Below are 15,636 nucleotides of genomic sequence, written 5' to 3'. Positions count from 1 at the left end.
AGACCAATCATTGGAATAGGTCATTAACTGTTGCACTTGATTTGACACTTCGGGATCTTTTTTTAGGTCATTCTTGGCAAAAACAAAACTGCCGATTGCAATCACACTCAATGAGCCACCAATCCAAATTAAGGCGTTTTCCGTCAGCGTACCCGTACCGAATTGTCCTAACCAGTTCCAAACGACAGGTGCAAAGAAGGCACTAATAATTGTCGCCATTGTTAAATAGCTGCTGACCCTATCAATGAGTTGATCTGACAAGCCCAAGTTGCTGCGATAGACCAAGTACGGACCCGTGTAGGAATAAATGTAATTGAAAAAGACTGAGGCAAGAATCACGACACTAGGTTGGCGCACAAACACCATTGCAAATACTGATAACGCGGCACCCAAATAGCCCAAACTGAGCGTGTAGGCCGATAGTTTAGCGTGCAGCCGACCAAATGTTAACCCTGCAACCAGCCCGCCGATGTTCATCGCCGATAGTGTCCAGTTAGCTGTACTGGGTGATCCAATGTGATGACTGGCAAAGAGCACCGGCAATTTCAGTTGAACGCCCCATATGAGCATATAGGTGACGAAAGCTAAGAGACATAAAAATAATTGCAATACCGGCAAACGTTGGTTTGAATTGACCGGCTCTTTTTCATTGTCAGCAACATTGGGCAACGCCCGTATAACAAGCACCGCAATCGGAATCAGCAGCAGATAAATTGCGAAGACAGCACGCCAGCTTACAACAATCACAATCCCAGCAAAGGCCAGCAGCACCGCGTTGCCTAACGCTGAGATCCCGGTTTGATAGCCCAACAGTCTGGCCCGAAAATCACCTTGATAGACGTGGGCAATCATACTGATCGCGTGCGGCGAAAATAACCCGATTCCTAAACCCAAAATGATTCGGCAGGAGAAAATTGCCGTAAAATTGGTCAATATTGCCGGAACTGCCCCGGCAATTCCGCTCATCAATAGCCCAACAACAACCACCTTGCGTACCCCAAATCGTTTGGTCAATCGCGGGTTAATTATCAATGTCAGTAAAGCGCTGAAATTGGCAATCGTTACCGTCCACTCAATGAGCGTCGTTGGAACGGTTTTAAACTGGGCGTGCAGTTGCGGCGTAATTCCCGTAATGAGTGCCGAAACACCGCTCACAGCAGACAAGCTTAGAATGCTGGGCAATGCCCAACGAGTAATTTTAGACATAAAAAAAGATCCTCGCTTTTAATTGAACCGCGGTCGTTAACATGATAACCACGTGAATTCTGCGAGTATCTTAACACGAAATGAACGTTATTAAGCGACACTATCAAAAGCAACCAGCGTCATTTTGGCTTGGCTGCGTTGAAGACCTGCGAAATTGAGTGGGAGTTTGGTGTGTCCACTGAGAAAAATGGCGCTGAAAGGTTTTGATGCTGCCAAACCCGCACTGACTGGCGATATATGCAATCGAGTACGGTGTTTCCACTAGGAGCTTCTTTGCATTCATTAACCTAATCTGTCGCAGATAATCCTGAACCGACATGCCAAGACTGGCTTGAAACTGCTGGTTCAAAGTTGTTTGCGACACGTGTGCGTAATCAGCAAGGTCTTGACTGAGCATGTTTTCCGCAAAATGCTTGTGAATATAGCGCATCACAGCAGTCACCAGTTGGGCATTACGCGGCACATCCCGAGGGTCACTCGAAATTGAAAAATGCTGCCCCAACAGGACCAACAGCTGATAAAAATGGCCTAGAATCTCCATGCGCCGATAGTCATCAATGTTATCTGTCAGCAAATGCCGAATTTGTTGTGCCTGATCAAACAACTGTTGATAAGCCCGCGAATCATTTTTCAAGCCCGCCTGGCCGCGAAGCTTAAGATGCCAGTATTGGCTCGTCGGTAATTTATCAACCAAAAATGTATCATCAATGATAAACCCGAATTCGTCCCACTTGAGCGCATTATCTCCTTTAACGCTATGCACGACACGGCGATTCACAGCCCAGCAGTCACCTGGCACGTATCTGGTGATTTGCCCATCAGTCACAAAGTCTAGTGCGCCGCCCGCAACCAAAAAATTTAGTTCAATCCCAGTATGCCAGTGCGGTGCGACGTTTATGTCGTTCGTGGCGTCATGTTGATAAAATTTAAAAGGCAATTGCTGCCATTCTTCCACTTGTTCAAAGGCAATCGTCATGGTGGTCTCTCCAAACTAATGCGAAAATTACGCATCTATATTGGTTATATGGTACGATTTTTTGCCCCTGTGTACAAGAATGCGATCCCATTAACAATGGGGCACCACCACGAATATCTGTTGAATTTGCATCGACTCAAACGCTGACTTATCCCCTTTTTAACCCGTGTCTACCGGTCAAATTTCAACACCCGTGACCGTTCCAACAAAATGTAAACGCTGTGTACCAGGACCGTCCCAAAGAAGATCACCGAAACCAGCCGCACCGCAAACAGTGCCGCAATCATTTGCAGCGAGTAGTGAATGTATCCCAGCTTAAACACTTCATAGGTAAAGGCCACGATGGTGGTCGTCACCGATGACGTCAGCAGGCTCACCCAATCCCAGCGTTTATAGCGCCAAATCGTGAATCCGACTTCACTGCCGATTCCCTGAACGATACCTGAAAGTAACGCTGCGATACCAAACGTTCCGCCGAAAATCACCTCCGCAGCCGCACCTAGCACTTCACCAACAATGGCAGCACCAGGAATTCGAGTCATGAAGATGGCTAATGGTCCAGCCATGATCCATAAACCAAACAACACTTCGTTAGCGAACGGGCCAATAACGATATACAGGGCGTTGTACAAATAATCTGTTCCAACGAAAATGGCGCCAAAAACAATGGCCATAACTGCAATAAGAATAATATCTTGTAAGTGAAACTTCCTTTTTTGCATGCTTATTTCCCCCCTGCTGCTTTTTCAGCGTGACACCACTGCCAAACGAACCGGGCAATGATTTTTGTATAGGTTAATAATTGGGTAAAGCTGGCTTGTTCATTTTCACTGTGAGCCTGGGCCATCTGCCCTGGTCCGTATATGACGCACGGAATATCGTAATAGTCGAACCACCCGCCGTCCGTGACAGTACTAGACATCGTGAGTTTTGGGGAAACCCCAGTCTGGGTCTGATGGTTATCTGCCAATAATTGAATCGCAGCAGAATTCTCATCCAGTGCTAACGAAGGAAATACCTCACCCTTATCCACCAGCATTGATTCCCCGCCCCATTCAAACGTCGGTAAATTATCCCGTAACCACGGGTCGGCCTTTGCAGCGGCTAATACCTGCTGCTCAACTTTAGCCGTGACATCAGCTACGTTCTCATTTGGGTAAAAATGAACGGTGATCCACAATTTTGCCTCATCCGCCACAAATGCCGGGTGAATGCCGCCTTCAATATACGATGGGTTGATTGTATCCGTGCCCGCTTGAAAACCAGGATAGGACTTAGTGACTGCCCAGTAGTGTTCCAACGCCTGCAACGCCTGAATAACAACGACCATTTTTTCAACCATGCTGGCCGCCTTCAGGCCGCCGCCAGCCGCAACCATATTGACGCGATTGCCGTCATGGTAAGTCTTCGGACTCTTTAATTTGACCCAGCCAGTCACCACACCGCCCTGACCTTGCAACTGCAGGTCGCTGGTGTCTCCAACTAACGCAAAATCCGCTTTCTCCCCCTGTTCTAACAACCGCTTGGTCCCCGCCTCGCCTGCTTCTTCACCGACAACTGACTGAAACTTCAAATCACCGGGTAACGTCACGCCCAGTTCTTTCAGCTGGTCAAACAGATACAAAAAACATGCCATCGCACCCTTCATATCACTAACGCCGCGGCCAATCACTAAATCACCGCTACGTTGCACGGAAAACGGGTCGGTTCGCCAGTGCTGGTCAGCAATCGTGGCCACGTCAACGTGCCCGTTAAGTAACAGACTGTTGTGCGTTGCTGGTGCTGTTCCGTGCAGGGTGCCGGAGACCAGCGTGTCTGTTTCATAAAACGGTTGGACCTTTACTTCAAAGTCGTCCTTCTTTAACTGGTCCGCCACCTCTTCTTGCAATGGAACTGTATTTCGAGCTGGTGGTGAGACCGTTTTGAACGCCACCAACTGGCCTAACTTTGCCAATAAATCAGTTTGATGCGCATCAATCGCTTGTAAAAGTGCCTGTTCTGTTACTTGTGTCAAAATCCTCATCCTTTCTGATTTCTTTTACAAAGCGAACCTGTTTCGTAGTTTTTGCACGACAAAAAACCTCTTGTTTACGATGATCAAGAGGTTAGAAATCGCGCGTATTTTCGTTTCTCATAGCCGTCCCTACGCGAGTTCTAACTCTCAGGTTCAAAGGGTCCGGTCGTTAACCGTCTCAGCCCGTGGTGGGCTCCCCTCGCTTATAGAGCAAATCATGCCATAAGTGCTGGCAAATTACAAGAAAAAACTCACAGCGCTTTCAGGACAGCTGTGCGCAGCGCTTTAGTTTCAGCCACAGTGTCAGGTGCCTGCATGATGGCTGACACCACGGCAACACCATCGACGTGCGCTGGCTGAATCACAGCGACGTTATGTGCTTTCAAACCACCGATTGCGTACACCGGGATAGGCACGCGCTTTTTAATTTCAGCCAACGTCTCAACGCTGATCCGCACCGTTTTCACGTGGGTGGTCGTCGGAAAAATGGCACCCACACCAAGGTAATCAGCACCTTCAGTCACGGCTAAATCAGCCTGAGCAACCGTTTTAGCAGTCACGCCAATGAGTTTGTCGGGGCCTAGAATCTGACGCACGACCGCAACAGGCAGGTCACTCTGCCCCACGTGAACACCGGCTGCCTCCACTGCCTCTGCAATGTCCAACCGGTCGTCGATGACCAGCGGCACCGCATAACGGTCAGTGATCGTTTTTACCCGCTGTGCCAACTGAAAATAATCCCGACTCTCCAGGTTCTTCTCGCGTAATTGAACAAGGTCAACACCGGCCTGACATGCTAAGTCAAGGCGCTGAAAAAACACGTTATCCGTTAATCCCGTCCGGTCTGTGACCAGGTATAACGGTTTGTTTGTGAGCTCCATGGGTTCATCCTCCCGTTAACGTAAAATAATTTCACCTGCATTCTAGCGAAAATAATCACGTTTGTATAGCCGCAACTATGCGCCTTTTACCCCGAAAAAGCTGCCGAGTAAAATTCTTTCATCTGTGCTGAATTGGTAACCCGAAACAAGAAAAACGACAAAAACACTTTCGGTTGACAATTAAAATAATCTCGCGTATAAATATAAGCGAAGTCACGAATTGTGGCGCACAACAAAATATGCAAAGTTCGTCTGGGGTGCCGGTAACGGCTGAGATGATACCCATCGAACCTGATGTAGTTGATACTACCGAAGGAAGAGCGACTTAAAATTGACTTGACTTAACTGACGAGCCCCTCTTTCAATCAAAGAGCGGGCTCGCTTTTTTGGTTGGAAGACGGGCGCCATCACGACTCGGTTAAGAAAGCGATTTCATCCTCCTACTTCGGGTATCCGAAGAGGAGGTTTTTTTGATGGTTATCGTAAACGGAACCGAAGAACAACAAGTAGCCGGACAGACAATCACGGCATTTCTCACTGCCCGAGAGGCTCCCATTGACAACATTGTGGTGGAACTCAACGGTGAGATCATTCACCGGCCGCAGTTTGACGATAAGCAACTCACTGAAAACGACAGGGTGGAACTCATCTCCTTTGTCGGTGGCGGACGCTAGGAGGAGGTCAGCAAATGTCAGAAACAATATCAGCTCCAACACTTCAAGGTCTGCCCCTTTCCGATGTCTATCACGGCATGAAGGCCCGAAACGTCAAGGATTCAACTGAAAGACTTACCGCCGCCCACGTCGTTATTGCGGGTTGCGGCGGTCTCGGCACCAATATTGCGATTGCGTTGACCCGTATCGGCGTGGGCCATTTAACACTCATCGATTTTGACAGCGTTGAACTCAGCAATCTTAATCGTCAGCAGTTCAAGCTCAGCCAAGTGGGCATGCCCAAAGTCGTGGCCATGAAGCAGAATCTGCAGGAATTTAATCCGTTTGTCACGATCGATACAGTTCAAACGGAAGTTACCCGTGACAACATCCCCGACTTATTCAAGGATGCTGACATTATCTGCGAAGCGTTCGACAACCCCGCTGCCAAGGCACTCTTGTTGGATACTGTCAGTGACGTATTTCCTGATAAACCGCTCGTCATGGGCACCGGGATGGCTGGGGTTCATAGCGCTAACACGGTCACGACAAAACATCCGCGACCAAATCTGTACATTGCGGGCGATGGCGAATCGAAGGGTGCTGAAGGTTTGATGGCACCACGTGTCATGGTGGCAGCGGGTCACGAAGCCAACATGATCACCCAACTTATTTTAGGCATTCACGACCTATAAACAAAGGAGTTTTAAACTTATGACAACTGTATCAGAAGATCTATTAACCATAGCGGACCACAAGTTTTCATCCCGGTTTATTTTGGGTTCTGGGAAGTATTCCTACGACCTGATCGACGCCGCAGTCACCCATGCAAAAGCCCAAATCATCACCATGGCGCTACGTCGAACCGCGTCAGCTGAGGAAAATATTCTTAATTTCATTCCCAAAAACGTCACGATTCTGCCCAACACCTCCGGCTCGACCAATGCTGAAGAAGCTATTCGTACTGCCCGTCTTGCCCGCGAACTCAGTGGCAGTAATTTCGTCAAATTGGAAGTTGTCCCGGACAAAAAATACTTAATGCCAGACAACGAAGAAACCGTTAAAGCTACCGAAGTGCTTGCTAAGGAAGGCTTCATCGTCATGCCTTACATGCTGCCAGACCTGAACACGGCCCGGCAACTAGTTGACGCTGGAGCCGCAACGGTCATGCCATTAGCTGCCCCTATTGGCACCAACAAAGGGTTGGCTACCAAGGATCTTATTCAGATTTTGATCGATGAAATCGACGTACCAATCATTATTGATGCTGGCATCGGCCGACCAAGTCAGGCAGCAGAAGCAATGGAAATGGGCGCAGACGCTATCATGGCCAACACCTCAATGGCCACTGCGAAAAACATTCCCCTCATGGCTGAAGCATTTCGACTCGCCGTAGAAGCCGGTCGGAAAGCCTATCTGGCAGGTCCTGGCCGGGTAATTGAACACGGTGCCGCAGCTTCGTCGCCAGTCACCGGCGTGAGTCAGCAGGCATAGCCATGCCTGCCAAGCAAGCAGTAACCCGAACCGAAGTTGCCGACCTGTTTCGGCGAATCATCCGCCTGTCTGACGATACCATCGGTCAGAATCGGCTGGTCTACACGCCGAATTGGGTGGCCGCCCAGCAGGCACTTATCAAATTTGCCGTCGACCAGAAATTGACCGTCAGCGTGGACGATTACGGCACCGTCTACGTGGATCTGCCCGGTCAAACGACCGCTTCACCGGCGATTGCGACCGGATCTCATATGGACACCGTTGTCCACGGTGGCAAATATGACGGCCTCTACGGGGTTCTTGGCGGCTTATCAGCACTTCTACAGCTGCGTGACAAGTACGGGCAGCCGCGGCAGACTTTGCGCGTCATCTCGTTTAGCGAAGAGGAAGGCAGTCGTTTTCCAGTCACGTTTAGCGGGTCTAAGCACTACGCAGGCATAATTGACGTGACAGGTATAACGGACAACGCTGGTATCAGTATTGATTCCGCCCGCGCCACCGCCGTCAGTCAACTCCAGCGCGAGCCAGGCGTTAGCCGCAGCCTGCCCGATCTGCCACAGTCGTTTACCGAACTGCACATCGAACAGGGTCCGCGATTAAGCAATCAAGGTAAGACTATCGGCCTCGTAAAGGCCATCGTGGGGCAGCGGCGATTTTCAGTGACGATTATCGGTGCAGCAAATCATGCTGGCACCACCCCGATGAATGTCCGCAAAGATGCGTTGCAAACTGCGGTTCAACTCATTAGCCGGCTCAACCAGCTGGCAACAGCGCCGGACCCGCTGCTCACCTTCACCGTGGGCCATCTTGAAGTTTCACCGAACACGTCAAACGTTATCCCGGGACAGGTCATTTTTTCGGTAGACTGCCGCCACGCCGAGGACCGCATTCTTGACACGTTTGAAATACAACTGCGCAATGCCGTCAACCAAGCAACAGCACCTGGCATTACTACCGCCATCTCCAGATGGGTGTCTGACAAGCCGGTACCCTTAGCCGCCCCCTTGCTGGCAGCTAACCGTGTCCTGGCCACCCGCCTTGGCTATGATCCAGTGGTGATGGTATCAGGGGCAGGACACGATAGTGAAATCATGAGCCGGGTCACCCCGACCACCATGATTTTTGTGCCCAGTGTTGCCGGCATTAGCCACGCACCTAAAGAATTAACGGCACCTGCGGATCTGACTGCTGGCATTGCGTTACTCACAGCCAGTCTGCACCAGCAAGCGTACTCATGAGGAGGGCTTACACATGCACAAAATAAGTCTTACCACCCAAATCACGGTGGGCATGTTAGCGGGAGCACTGACCGGCATGTTGTTTGGCAAAAGCGTTGACACCATCACCGTGGTCGGCAACATTTTCCTGCGCCTGATTCAAATGGCCGTGGTGCTGCTGATTCTCGGCGCCGTTATCGAAGCACTAGGCAGTCTAAAACCCCACGATCTCGGCCACTTAGGTGTCAAAACGGGCTTGTGGTTTCTCATGACCACTCTGCTGGCTGCGCTGGTCGGGCTTGGCAGCGGAATACTGTTTAAACCTGGACTCACCGTCCGCCTCGATCAACTGCACACAACGGCTGTCCACTTGAAAGCAACAACCAACGTCAGTCAAACCATCTTGAACTTCTTTCCAACCAATATCTTTGACGCCCTTGCGAAGGGCAACGTCATTCAGGTGATCATCTTCGCCATCCTGTTTGGCCTCGTTCTGAGTGAAGCGAATAATGATGGTAAGTTCAACCAGGTACTGACGCTGGTTAAAGCAGTCAATCAGCTGACCGTTAAACTGGTCATGCTGATCATGAAAGCGGCCCCGCTTGGAATTGCAGCACTCATGGCCGGCGTTGTTGCCGATAATGGCAGCCAAGTCTTTCTGCCGTTACTGACGTTCCTACTGATCTACGGACTGGCAACCGTGAGCTTTCTGGTCGTCCTCTTCTGCATCATTAGTTGGCTCGCAAAGGTGCCCTTAGCTGGCCTGGTCCACGGTCTGACCCAAATCATCATGGTCGCCTTTACCACCACAAGCTCCGCTGTGGCGTTGCCAGTCGAAATGGCTGACGCCCAAACGAAACTCGGTGTCAGCAAGCCCATCAGCCAATTGGTACTGCCTTTGGGAATGGCCCTCAACAGTAACGGTCTCGCCATGTATTTGTCGCTGGTCTGCGTCATGCTGACCCAGCTGTACGGCATTCAAGTTACACCGATCGCCTTAATTCAAATCGTCCTCCTTTCCGTTCTTTCCTGCCTGGGAACCGTAGTGGTACCAGGTGGCGGATTGGTCGCACTGACGATTATCGTCCCCACACTCGGCCTGCCCATGTCAAGCATCGCGCTGTTTGCCGGTATTGACTGGTTCTCCGGCATGTTCCGAACGGTGGCCAACGTCGTGGGAGATACCACGACGGCAATAGCGGTGGCTGCTGGTGAGGGGGAATTAAAACGGGCCGTGTATCATAGAAGCAAAGTCGTGGTCAAGCAGCCAGAGAGTGGCAGGAAGCGACCAGAAACTAGAATGTAAGTACAATTAGTGGGAAATCCAAGTCCAGGATTTCCCACTAATTGTACTTACATGGCCAGTCGCTGTTTCCTGAAACTGGTTGCCAAAAAAGAAAGCCTGACAATCAAATGGTTAATGAATCATAGAAATGAGCGTGAAACAAACGGCAGTTTTAGGCCCAACACATAAGCGACCCCCTCTGAGAATCCGGCATGGTTTGTTAGAGGAGGTCGCTTATATGTCGTGCTTGATAGTTGATTACACGATTTGACTAAAGATATATGTGGCGCGCCAAAATCAATCATGTTGGTACGCTTTAGAAATAGTATGGAAATTTGTGCACTTTTTATAATTGCAATATTGAAACCCAAATTTGAACAGGATACATTATTCATCGTTAAATTCATCCCCATCAAGTCACTATTGTCGCAAAATTTATAAACAGCTCCTATTATATATAGGTGAATGACACTTTTTAGTGATATTCATCACCTTTCAAGTAGGTCGCCTTAAATGTCGTCACGCGTGCAAATACTAGTACTTTTCAAAACATTTCCAGTGAGTAATGGCATTTGACACAGTCACGGCGTTGAGACAAAAAATTATTGGAGGCAACAAGTATGGCAAAAATTAATGCAGCTGATGCGGGATTAAAAGTCATTGAAAGTTGGGGTGTTCGTAATATTTTTGGGCTCCCAGGCGGATCATTTGATTCGACCATGAACGCCATCCATAACCGACAAGATACCATCAACTACGTTCAAGTGCGTCACGAAGAAGTTGGGGCTTTGGCAGCTGTCGGCGAAGCAAAGATTACGGGCAAAATCGGGGTCACCTTTGGTTCTGCCGGGCCTGGTGCGGTGCACTTGCTGAACGGGCTATACGACGCCCAATGGGATCACGTACCTGTACTTGCCTTGGTTGCGCAAGTACCAAGCAGCGCTATGAACACCAATTTCTTTCAGGAAATGAATGAAAACCCGATGTTCGCCGATGTTTCAGTGTATAACCGAACCGTCATGACAGCTGAACAACTGCCGCTGGTCATTGATGATGCCATCGAACAAGCTTACGCCAAAAACGGTGTGGCCGTGGTCACCATTCCAAAGGACTTCGGCTGGCAAGAAATCGAAGACAATTACGAATCACGGGCAGCCAATTATCAGCAACCACTGTTACCAGAACCACCAGCAGACAAGATCAGTGCCGCGGTCGATATTTTAAAGGCTGCCAAGCACCCGTTGATCTACGCTGGGAAAGGTGCGCGTGACGCGGGTGATGAAATCATCGCCCTGTCTGAAAAACTACATGCACCAATTTTAACTTCAGCACTGGGCAAGGGTATCATACCTGATTCTTATAAGGCAAATATGGGTTCAGCCGGTCGGGTCGCCTCTAAACCTGGTGTGGAAATCGCCAGCAACACCGACGCTGTACTATTCCTCGGCTCTGATATGTCTTTCCAAAGCTTCTTCATTGGGCCGCAAGCAAAGTACATCCAAGTCGACATTGACGGTGCAAAATTTGGCCGTCGCCACCACGTTGACCTGGCAATTCTCGCTGACGCCAAGAAGACCGCCGCAGCCATTACGAAGGCACTGCCTCAATTACCAGTAACGCCTTGGTACCACGCAGCGCTGACCGATAAGCAAAACTGGGAAGATTGGAAGACCAGCTTTGAAAATGATGATGAAACGCCATTACGTGTTGAACCCGTCTTCAAACAAATCAACGACATGGCAACCGACGATGCAATTTTCCAGACCGATGTCGGTAACGTGACGATCAATGGCATGCGTTACTTGAATACGGATAAGCAGCAACGGTTCACGACCAGTGGCTGGTATGCCACAATGGGCTACGCTTTACCAGCCGCAATCGGCGCGCAAACCGAATTCCCAGATCGCCAAGTCTGGCCAATTTCCGGTGACGGCGGTTTCGCAATGGTCATGCAGGATATTTTGACACAGGTCAAGTATCACATGCCAATTATCAACGTTGTCTTAACGAACCAAAGTTTAGGCTTCATTGAAGGCGAACAAGATGACAATAAGCAGCCGCATTCAGGCGTTGATTTGATTGATGCAGATTACGGTACCGCCAGCGCCGCTTTAGGGGCAACCGGGTTTGAAGTCCGCACCTTAGCAGAGTTGAAAGACGCATTTGCCAAAGCCAAGGATGCCAAGGGTCCCGTCGTCATTGATGTTAAGATTTCTGACCTCCGTCCGCTTCCTGTCGAACAGTTGGTACTCGATAAGGAGACCCAAGATCCCGACGCCGTTGATGCTTTCGTTAAAAAGTACCATGCTGAAAGTCTGATTCCATTCCGTCAAATCTTAGAAGACGCCAAAAAATAACGCAGAGAGAAGCAAATAATGCCGTTTTGAAAATGCGTCATTTGCGCACACTTTTCTGTGTAATCACCCTAGAAAAGATTGAATCCAGATAAACATAGCTTTTTGATTTCTAAGGGTGATCATCTCAACAAACAACAAATGGTCGATTTGGGCCAGATAAAAATGCCTCATCCAAAAATCTCGATTAGATTTTTGGATGAGGCATTTATTGATTACTTTTAACTTTTCTTGAGTTGTGCTTGTTTTCTGAAGTTAACGATCATCACCCCAAACGCCACAATCGAGAGAACTAACAGCAAAATGAAATCATGTTCACTGCCCTGAGCTGATAACACTTTCTGTGACAAGTGTTGTCCACTCTCCTGACTACTTGTCAGAAGAGCCGCCATAATTGCCGTTCCAATTGCTCCGGCATACTGTTGACTGGTGCTGAACATGGCGTTAGCGTCCTGTTGCAATTTTATATCAACTTGCTGGATACCATTTGTCATCGCATTGCCGAAACTGAATCCAAATCCGATCCCAAATACGAGGTAAAACAGCACGATCAATGCCGTTGTCAGATGCAGTCCAAAGAGGGCAAACAACACTAGTGCCACCACAATAAGGGCCCCGCCAAGTTGAACCGGTAAAGCCGCACCACGACTATCCAGCATCCGCCCGCTAATTGGCTGAATGATAGCGGCGACCAAGCTTCCCAACAAGATTGCTGCTCCAGCAACCAATGAGTTGGCGCCAATCACCAGCTGACCATAGTTGGGCAGCAGATACGAGATCCCAATGTTGATCAATTGGAGCAAAAAATACGGTATCAGACTTAACACGAGTGTTGGTGATTTAAAAATGGCTAAATCCAATAATTCTCGTTTTGAGTGGGTTGAATGGTAGGCAAACCAGGCTAACACAACTAGGCCAGCGACTAAGAACCCCCAGAACTGAATACTTAACCAGCCGTATGACCCCGCATCAGTGAAACTTTCGGCAATCAAGAAAAACGCCGCAGCTAACAAAATGAAACCAAAAGTATCAAACGGGTCACGACGGGTCTCAAATTTCTGCGGAATGTTGAAACTTCCTAGCAGTACCGCAACGACAACAGCAGGCAGAATGAACCAGAAGATTTCCCGCCAACTAAACAGGAAAGTGCTCATGCCGCCATACGTGGGACCAAGAGACGGTGCAATCCCGACGACCATACTGCCCAGACCCATAAAACCGCCTAACCGGGCAACCGGAATTTGTTGCAGAATAATTGCAAACAACAAGGGAATCGCATAACCCGTTGCAACAGCTTGAATCAATCGACCAATGAGCAGCGTGGCAAAGCTTGGTGCCAGCGCGCAAACAAAGCTCCCCAGAATAAAGGCGAGACCCGCAAAAATAAAGATGCTGCGAATCTTAAACCGCCGTTGAATAAACGCAGACGTGGCCATTGTCAATGAAACCAATAGGAGGTACCCAGTGGCGATCCACTGGACCACGTTCATCGGCAATCCGAACTGTTTCATAAGCGTTGGGAACGTCACGTTCATTGATGTTTCAACTAAAACACCGCAAAAAGCCATTAGACCTGCGCCAAGAATGGCGAGCAGAGTCTTCTTGGGAATGGCTTGATTTTCCAAAGTAAAGATCCTTTCTACAAATGAGGCATCGCAAGAATGTCCCCAAGAGGTAACAAGACTATGCTGTTCGTATCCTTTGCGCTTAACTGGCGACCTTTTGTCAGTTAAGCGTCCAAATCAAACCGCAACCACCAGTCTAGATGTTTCAGAAAATAATACAAGGATTATTGCTGATAACAGATCTCTTGCCTTGCAGTAATTAACGGCACGGCACGTTGCTTTAGGCGGCACCGAAACCGTTCACTCGGTGCGCGCCGGCAGATGGATCCACTGTGTCACAAAACCAATTACAAATCACTAACAGAATGGTGATCATCATGCCCTTTTTCTTCTTTTTGGCAGCAAAAAAAGACCAAAGCACGCCAATCAAGCGTCTCTGGTCCTTCTTAATAATATCGTGGTTAACGTTGATACCGTGTTTTCAAAAAATGCGTCATATCTTCAGGGTTCCGTCCAGTAATCGTCTTAAAATCATCGGTCATCAACCCGAGCTCACCCTTGGCACCACCAGCGTACATGGATCCGAGCTCATCACCGTCACCCTCTGCCGCGTAGATGCGCCCAAATTCAGCAACAGAAACGGGTTGGTACCCAATTGTTCTGCCGGTTACTGCCGTCATAACTTCACCAAGTCGTGGCATCGTATAGGCTTCATTCTGGGTCACAGTATAGACTTGGCCGGCCCCCCGTAATTCGGGTTTCACCGCCACCGTTGCGATTGCTTCGGCACTGTCATTCTGGGCAATAAACGACATTGCCGCATCGCCAACAGGATAGATCAAGGCCTGCCGTTCAATCAGTTCCGGCAAGTACGGGACTAGCGGATCCGCATACAGTGCATTTTTCACGACGGCATACTGTAAGCCGGAACCGGCCAAACGACGCGGTGCATAGGCGTAGTATGGTGACATCGTAAAGGGGTTATCTTCTTGATCGGCATAGAAACTCACAAAAACGATTTGTGACACATTGGCCGCCTTCATGGCCGTCAACGTGTTTTCAAATTCGGTAACGCGTTGCAAAACATCGTACGTCTTGCTAGGGATATAAATTAATACGTCAGTACCCTGCAATGCATCAACCATCGTCGGCACATCGAGGTAGTCGGCCTTAACGGTTGCGATTCCCTGTTGCCGGAGCGCAGCTGCCTTGGCAGGTGTGTGAACTGCCGCGCGCAGTGACTCAGCACCCACCATCTTTAACATATCCTGAACAACAATACGGCCTAAGTGACCGGTCGCACCGGTAACTGTATAGTTCATCAAATAACCTCCGTTAGCAATCTCATTTTCGATAATTTGTTATTTTTATTGTAACAGGTTATCATAAAACGTCAATTTTTCCAAATCGCTGTCAGCGCAAAAAAAACGCCCTTTTTTACAGGCGTTTTTTTAATCAACTCGAGAACGTTTTTGTTCACGTACCAAAATATCATCAATAATACTCTGTAGCGTCACAGCGCCCATCACGTTCTCCGCAGCCGACTGAACCTTATCATACACGCCGTCCAGCGTTTCTTGGATGTTGCCGCCGACAATGCACTTCGGGTTGGTCTTGTCGTCAATGTGCAACAAGTCTTCCTTCCCCAGTGCCTCATAAACGTCATAGACGCTGATTTCACTGGCTGGTCGGGCCAATTCCGGCGAAACGGTTCCCGGCCGCGTTGTCAGCAACCCAGCCTTCGCCAGCGTGGACATCAGCCGCCGAATGAGGCTGGGATTGGATTCCACGCTCAGTGCGATGGCCTTGCTTGAAAGATCGTCATCCTTATAGATATCAACGTATGCCAAAATATGGATGGCGTCGCTTAATTTGTGGGAATATTTCATATTGTTCACCTGTTATCCTTAAATTCTGAGCCCAGTATACACGCATTTCCTGTAACATTCAAAGTTACTGAATCGGTTGACGGTCATCATCACTAGTATTAA

General features: G+C 48.9%; 14 protein-coding genes and 2 riboswitches. Of the genes, 6 read left to right on the top strand and 8 right to left on the bottom strand.

Going from position 1 to position 15,636, the window contains the following annotated elements; genetic code table 11:
* The 5 genes from FC82_RS02345 to thiE all read right to left on the bottom strand — a co-directional run.
* Window positions 1-1,206 (bottom strand): MFS transporter (locus FC82_RS02345; protein ID WP_082620135.1); only part of this gene is annotated, 1,206 nt, incomplete at its 3' end.
* A gap of 103 nt (window positions 1,207-1,309) precedes the next feature.
* A complete protein-coding gene (locus tag FC82_RS02340; RefSeq protein WP_056996095.1) occupies window positions 1,310-2,182 on the bottom strand; it encodes an AraC family transcriptional regulator in 873 nt (290 codons plus the stop codon).
* Window positions 2,183-2,352: 170 nt separating this feature from the next.
* Window positions 2,353-2,904, bottom strand: a complete 552-nt coding sequence (locus FC82_RS02335; RefSeq protein WP_056996094.1) for an ECF transporter S component — start codon at window positions 2,902-2,904, stop codon at window positions 2,353-2,355.
* Between the two features lie 2 nt (window positions 2,905-2,906).
* A complete protein-coding gene (locus FC82_RS02330) occupies window positions 2,907-4,205 on the bottom strand; it encodes an acetylornithine deacetylase (protein WP_056996093.1) in 1,299 nt (432 codons plus the stop codon).
* A 100-nt stretch (window positions 4,206-4,305) separates the two neighbouring features.
* A riboswitch (TPP riboswitch) is annotated at window positions 4,306-4,406 on the bottom strand.
* Between the two features lie 41 nt (window positions 4,407-4,447).
* Window positions 4,448-5,077: a thiamine phosphate synthase gene (thiE, locus tag FC82_RS02325; protein ID WP_054759118.1), complete on the bottom strand. Its 630-nt coding sequence runs from the start codon at window positions 5,075-5,077 to the stop codon at window positions 4,448-4,450.
* A 243-nt stretch (window positions 5,078-5,320) separates the two neighbouring features.
* Window positions 5,321-5,413, top strand: a riboswitch (TPP riboswitch).
* 137 nt (window positions 5,414-5,550) lie between these two features.
* Between thiE and thiS the strand changes: the two genes are divergently transcribed.
* From thiS to spxB, 6 genes are all read left to right on the top strand, one after another.
* Entirely contained in the window at window positions 5,551-5,751 is a 201-nt protein-coding gene (thiS, locus tag FC82_RS02320; RefSeq protein WP_054759116.1) for a sulfur carrier protein ThiS, read from the top strand.
* 14 nt (window positions 5,752-5,765) lie between these two features.
* Window positions 5,766-6,425 carry a sulfur carrier protein ThiS adenylyltransferase ThiF gene (thiF, locus tag FC82_RS02315; protein WP_054759114.1) on the top strand — a complete coding sequence of 220 codons (660 nt, stop codon included), beginning with the start codon at window positions 5,766-5,768 and terminating at the stop codon, window positions 6,423-6,425.
* Window positions 6,426-6,444: 19 nt separating this feature from the next.
* On the top strand, window positions 6,445-7,224 hold the full coding sequence (locus FC82_RS02310) for a thiazole synthase (protein WP_056996092.1): 780 nt from the start codon (window positions 6,445-6,447) through the stop codon (window positions 7,222-7,224).
* A gap of 2 nt (window positions 7,225-7,226) precedes the next feature.
* Window positions 7,227-8,462: a M20 family metallo-hydrolase gene (locus tag FC82_RS02305; protein WP_054759112.1), complete on the top strand. Its 1,236-nt coding sequence runs from the start codon at window positions 7,227-7,229 to the stop codon at window positions 8,460-8,462.
* A 13-nt stretch (window positions 8,463-8,475) separates the two neighbouring features.
* Window positions 8,476-9,747, top strand: coding sequence for a dicarboxylate/amino acid:cation symporter (locus tag FC82_RS02300; RefSeq protein WP_054759110.1), 1,272 nt, complete (start codon window positions 8,476-8,478; stop codon window positions 9,745-9,747).
* Window positions 9,748-10,346: 599 nt separating this feature from the next.
* The gene (gene spxB, locus FC82_RS02295; protein ID WP_056996091.1) at window positions 10,347-12,083 is read left to right on the top strand and encodes a pyruvate oxidase; all 1,737 of its coding nucleotides are present in this window, start codon (window positions 10,347-10,349) and stop codon (window positions 12,081-12,083) included.
* Between the two features lie 218 nt (window positions 12,084-12,301).
* Here spxB and FC82_RS02290 read toward each other — a convergent pair whose 3' ends face one another.
* The 3 genes from FC82_RS02290 to FC82_RS02280 all read right to left on the bottom strand — a co-directional run bounded on the left by FC82_RS02290 (window position 12,302) and on the right by FC82_RS02280 (window position 15,534).
* Window positions 12,302-13,705, bottom strand: coding sequence for an MFS transporter (locus FC82_RS02290; RefSeq protein WP_056996090.1), 1,404 nt, complete (start codon window positions 13,703-13,705; stop codon window positions 12,302-12,304).
* Between the two features lie 401 nt (window positions 13,706-14,106).
* The gene (locus FC82_RS16395; protein WP_065101451.1) at window positions 14,107-14,967 is read right to left on the bottom strand and encodes an NAD(P)H-binding protein; all 861 of its coding nucleotides are present in this window, start codon (window positions 14,965-14,967) and stop codon (window positions 14,107-14,109) included.
* A gap of 129 nt (window positions 14,968-15,096) precedes the next feature.
* A complete protein-coding gene (locus FC82_RS02280) occupies window positions 15,097-15,534 on the bottom strand; it encodes an Rrf2 family transcriptional regulator (RefSeq protein ID WP_056996089.1) in 438 nt (145 codons plus the stop codon).
* Window positions 15,535-15,636: the final 102 nt, after the last annotated feature.

The organism is Secundilactobacillus collinoides DSM 20515 = JCM 1123 (assembly GCF_001435975.1).
Classification (GTDB): Bacteria; Bacillota; Bacilli; order Lactobacillales; family Lactobacillaceae; genus Secundilactobacillus; species Secundilactobacillus collinoides.
The sequence above is the reverse complement of the archived record's forward strand: the minus strand, read 5'-3'. Positions and strand labels throughout refer to the sequence as shown.